Source organism: Streptomyces sp. NRRL S-495 (assembly GCF_000966955.1).
Lineage (GTDB): Bacteria > Actinomycetota > Actinomycetes > Streptomycetales > Streptomycetaceae > Kitasatospora > Kitasatospora purpeofusca.
Genome location: NZ_JZWY01000757.1, coordinates 1 through 4,679, shown reverse-complemented (window position 1 = coordinate 4,679; position 4,679 = coordinate 1). Strand labels below are relative to the sequence as shown.

The window sequence follows — 4,679 nt, the reverse complement described above, 5'->3', positions numbered from 1 at the left end:
CCGGGGACCAGGGCGGTGCCGTCGTCGTTCCCGTTGCCGGGCAGCGGCAGCACCGGCCACGGGGCGTCGGGGTGCCCGGGCATCGCGGGCCAGGGGACGGTCGGGAAGCCCGGCACGGAAGGCCAGGTGGCCTCGGGGTGGCCGCCGATCGTCGGCCACGGCCGGCTCGGCACGGTCGGGAACCCGGGCCAGCGGATCTCCGGCAGATCGGGGTGGCCGGGCATGGGGATGTTCGGGTAGCCGGGGACGGACGGCCAGGCGACGGCCGGGTGCCCGGGCAGGGACGGCCAGGTCAGCTCGGGGTGGTCCGCCACGGTCGGCCACGGAGTGTCCGGGAATCCCGGAACGGCGTGACCGGGTCCATTGCACGGCATGGACAGCCGCCACCGCTGCCGGTCGGACCCGTCGCAGTCCGTCGCGGTCAGGCCGGCCCCGTCCGTCGACGCGGTGAGGCAGGCCCCGGTGGACGCGGCGGTGATCCGGTACCAGCCGTCCTGGTCGGCCGGGGTGAATTTCCAGCGCTGGCCCGGACTGCCGTCGGGCTTTCCGGTGGCGTCGTTCTCGATCGGGCGGATCGCCACCTGGTCGCCGTAGGTGGGGAGGCCGAGGACGCTGCCCTGTCCTGCGGGGGTGGTGCCGTTGGTCAGTCCGGTCTCGATCACCCAGGTGTCGTCGGACTTCTGCCAGGTGGCCCAGTTCTGCTGCGGGGCACAGGCGGGCGCGGCCGCGCGCACCGCCGCGCCGGCGGTCGGGGAGCCGCCTGCCACGTCGGCGACCAGGTTGCCGGAGGCCGAGGTCAGGACCGAGGTCCTGCCGTGCTGCGGTGCCGGGGTGTCGGTACTCGCAGGTGTCTGCGAGGTGGTGGTGTCGGACGCGGTGGTGGCGACGGCCGGTACGGCCGCGACGCGGGGAAGCGGCGGAAGGCCCGGCGGACAGTGGTCCCGCGGGTTCTGACGGCGCTGGGGATCCGGTTCCAGCCGGAACCCGACCGGCAGGTGGTCGGACTGGGCGTGGTTGAAGTAGCCCTGAACGAAGGCGCTGTAGTCCTGGGCTATTCCTGTCGGGTCACTGGCGACCATGTAGTCCAGTTCGCGCTTCCCTGCCGGACTCGTCGGCCGGGTCTCCTGGCCGCTCGCTATCACACGCCACGTGGGACGTGTGGCGAGCGCCCCGGCGAGACTTCCGGGGGTCCGGTTGAAGTCGCCCATGACCGCCCACTTCTGCCCCGGCTTCGCCGCGTCGAGCGCGTCGAGCAGGTCGACCGCGTCCTTACCGCCACCGGTGAGGGGATGGGCGCTGTAGAGCCAGGTATCGCCGATCTTGATCCCGAGCATGGGCTTCGGGTAGGAGCCCCTCCTGTCGAACCGGCCGCGGCGGCCGATCACGTCGACCTGGGTCTGATCGTGGACGTCCAGGTCCGCGTAGGCCAGGAAGGCGAGATGGGTGTTCTGACTGCCGGTGTCGAGGAAGTAGACGTAGACGTCACGCGCACCCGGGACGAGAGCCTGGAACCGGTGCTTGCACACCCAGTACTCGTTGGGAGTCTGTCCTTGGACGCCCTCGTCCCGGTCGAAGGCCCCGCAATCCACCGCAAGGTTCGCCGGCATGTATTGGTAGCCGACTGCGCCGGCGTCCGTCACACTGTTCGAAACCTCCTGGAGGGCCACCGCCTCCCGCCCCGGCAGGAGGTACTGCAGTGCGATCGGCCAGTTCCTCTCCGCCTTCTGCATGTTCCAGGTCGCCACCGTGCGGTCGGCCACCGCGGCGGATGCCGGCCGGGTGAGCACCGGGAGGAGCTGCACCATCGTGGCGAGCAGGGCCAGGATCAGTACGACCGTCACACCCGATGCCCGGGGCCGCGTGGGGAACAGTGGTATCGCCGGATTTCGCATCGGACTTGGTGGGCTGTGCTGTTCGAACATGCCGTCCTCACATCGCGGGAACTGGACCGGCTCCCGCAGGACGCGGTTCGCCGACCGGCACCGAACCATGCGGAGGTATACATCGCATCAACGGCCGATCGGCAGCGCGCCGGGGTGTGTGAGGGTTCGTCCGAGGTTCGAGGGGGGCCAGGGCCTGTGCCGGTCGGGGCAACTCGGCCCGGGCGAACGAACCTCGACCATGGCCGGACGCCCCGGGGCGGCGGCTGTACCGATGACTCCGCCTGCTCCTGGACGAACAGTGCCGATGTCGGTCAGTGGTTGCAGGTGATCAGTGAGCGGGAGGCGGTGGTTGACGGAGTCTGTGGGTGACGGCATGATTACGAACTGCGTGGCCTACGCCGAACCTCCCGCGACCGTCCCCAGCACGGTCTCCCATCGGAGGCAAAGGGACTAGCGTCTCAGGCCGCTGTCGCAGCCCGATCGCCTAGGGCGAGGTTGCTGGGGAACGGTCGCTCAAGGCGTGGAAGGCCACGATGACAGCCCACAGGAACTTCAAGCGCCAGGTGCGCGCCCGCGCCGCCAGGACCGGCGAGTCCTACACGTCTGCCCTCCGGCACTTCCGCCCGACTCCAACAGGAGACGTCATTTCGGAAGCAGGGAACCCCAAGAGCGTGCGGATCGCCGTCGCGCAGACCCCCGTCCGCGAGGACCCCCGAGACGTGGACGCGCTGCGCGAAAGCGGCCGTCAGGTCCGTGCTCTGATGAGCGAGGCGAGTGCTCGGGGCGCGAGGATCGTGCACTTCCCGGAAGGTGCGATCTGCTTTCCCCACAAACTTGTCATGTCCGTCGACGGCCCGGACGCGGTTGGCCCGGCGGACTGGAATCGGTGCCAGTGGCCGGTTCTTCGAGCAGAGTTGGCTGCGATCACCGAGCTGGCAGGCGAGTTGCGGCTGTGGACGGTGATCGCCTCGGTGCACCGGCTGACCGAGCCGAACCGCCCGCACAACAGTCTCTACGTCATCTCCGATCGCGGCGAGGTCGTCTCCCGTTACGACGAGCGAGTGCTTTCGAACACGAAGGTCTCGTACATGTACTCGCCGGGCATCTCGCCGGTGACCTTCGACGTCGACGGGGTGCGTTTCGGCTGCCTGCTCGGCATGGAGATCCACTACCCGGAGTTGTTCGCCGAGTACGAAAGCCTGGACGTCGACTGCGTCCTGTTCTCCACGACCGGCGTCTCCCCGGGCAACGTCGCCGCCCAAGCCCGAGGCCACGCCGCGACCAACAGCTACTGGGTCAGCGTCTCGGTGCCGACGCAGCACAGCGCCACCGCGCCGTCCGGAGTCGTCACCCCCAACGGCGACTGGCTTGAGCGGTGCCCCACGGACGGTTCGCCGTCGGTGGCGGTCGTGGACCTCGACAACGGTTCCGAGGTCGCCGCCGAAGCAATGGCCTATGCGCGTCCCTGGCGCCGCAAGTCACGCGCGGGCGTGTACGCAGGGCACCAGGTGACCGACCCGCGCAGTGAAGACCGTACTGCGGCCTTCTGAAGACGAGCAGGTCCGATGCGATTAAAGCTTGTTCCGGAAGGTCCGGGACTGGGCATTTCTCCGGTGTGGGTGGAGACGTTCACGGGGCTGCGGATGCGGCAGTTCGAGGGTCTGGTGCGGGTGGTGCGTGAGCGCGGTGGCAACGGGCCGGGCGGCGGCAGGCCGTGGTGCCTGCCGCCGGCGGACCGGGTCCTGCTGGTCGCCGTGTACTACCGGACCAACCTCACGATGCGGCAGTTGGCTCCGCTGTTCGGGATCTCGACGGCCACGGTCTGCCGCGTCGTCCAGCGTCTCGGCCCGCTCCTGGCCCTTGAAGCCGCTCCACGCCCGGCCCCGGGCGTGGAGCGGCTGTGGATCGTCGACGGCACCCTGATCCCCGTGCCCGACCGGAGCGTCGCAGCGTCGGGCCGCAACTACCGCTTCTCCGCGAACGTGCAGGTCGTCGTCGACGCCGACACCCGCCTCGTGGTCGCCACCGCCCGCCCCGTACCGGGCAACAAGGCCGACGCCTACGCCTGGCGCGCCTCCGACCTGCCCGCCACGTGTGCCGGCACCACCGTCCTCGCGGACGGGGCGTACATCGACACCGGCCTGGTGATCCCGCACCGCAAACGCGCCGGCCGCCTCCTCCTGCGGGCCCAGGAGGAGGACAACGCCGAACACCGACGCGTACGCGCCCGCGTCGAGCACACCTTCGCCCGCATGAAGAACTACAAGATCCTCCGCGACTGCCGACAGAAGGGCGACGGCCTGCACCACGCCGTGCAGGCCGTCGCCCACATGCACAACCTCGCCCGCACCGCATGAAACCAGCAGGCCAGACCACACACCGACCTGCCCCCACCCACACTTCTGCAACAAGCTTTAGTGGCTCACGGAGGGAGGCCGGCGAGGAAACCCAGTCGTGAGCCGACCGTACGCGGCGCTGCGGATGGCCGCCTGGCAGGCGACGGGAGGGCGAGGCGGAGCGGGTGTCGGCCTTGCCGGGCGGGCAGCGGGGCGGCCCGGTCCGAGAGCGCGGCGCAACGTGGGCGTTCGAGTCTCGGGCGAGTGTGCGAATGCGGGTCTCGATGGAGTGAGGTTCCGGCGATTCGTCCGTATGCGGTTGGTTCGGCGGCGGTTGAATGCGACTCGTCCAGTAGTGTGCGGCGCCCTGGCGGTGCCGCCTGGGCGGCGCCCTGGCGGTGCCGCCTGCCAGAGTGGAGTCAACCGTGGCACCCGTACCGAACGGCGTCTATGCCATCAC

At 70.1% G+C, this 4,679-nt stretch carries 3 protein-coding genes; 2 read left to right on the top strand and 1 reads right to left on the bottom strand.

Going from position 1 to position 4,679, the window contains the following annotated elements:
• Positions 1 to 1,841: RICIN domain-containing protein (locus tag VR45_RS32805; RefSeq protein ID WP_045943536.1), on the bottom strand; the 1,841-nt coding region annotated here is incomplete at its 3' end.
• A 713-nt stretch (positions 1,842 to 2,554) separates the two neighbouring features.
• Here VR45_RS32805 and VR45_RS32800 point away from each other — a divergent pair.
• Both VR45_RS32800 and VR45_RS32795 read left to right on the top strand, forming a co-directional pair.
• Positions 2,555 to 3,433, top strand: coding sequence for a carbon-nitrogen hydrolase family protein (locus tag VR45_RS32800; protein WP_234326397.1), 879 nt, complete (start codon positions 2,555 to 2,557; stop codon positions 3,431 to 3,433).
• Positions 3,434 to 3,526: 93 nt separating this feature from the next.
• The gene (locus VR45_RS32795) at positions 3,527 to 4,240 is read left to right on the top strand and encodes a transposase (RefSeq protein WP_107084345.1); all 714 of its coding nucleotides are present in this window, start codon (positions 3,527 to 3,529) and stop codon (positions 4,238 to 4,240) included.
• The last annotated feature ends 439 nt before the right edge of the window (positions 4,241 to 4,679 follow it).

Coding starts and splice junctions, on each gene's coding strand:
- VR45_RS32795 (WP_107084345.1), top strand. CDS start 3,527: ATGCGGCAGTTCGAGGGTCTGGTGCGGGTGGTGCGTGAGCGCGGTGGC.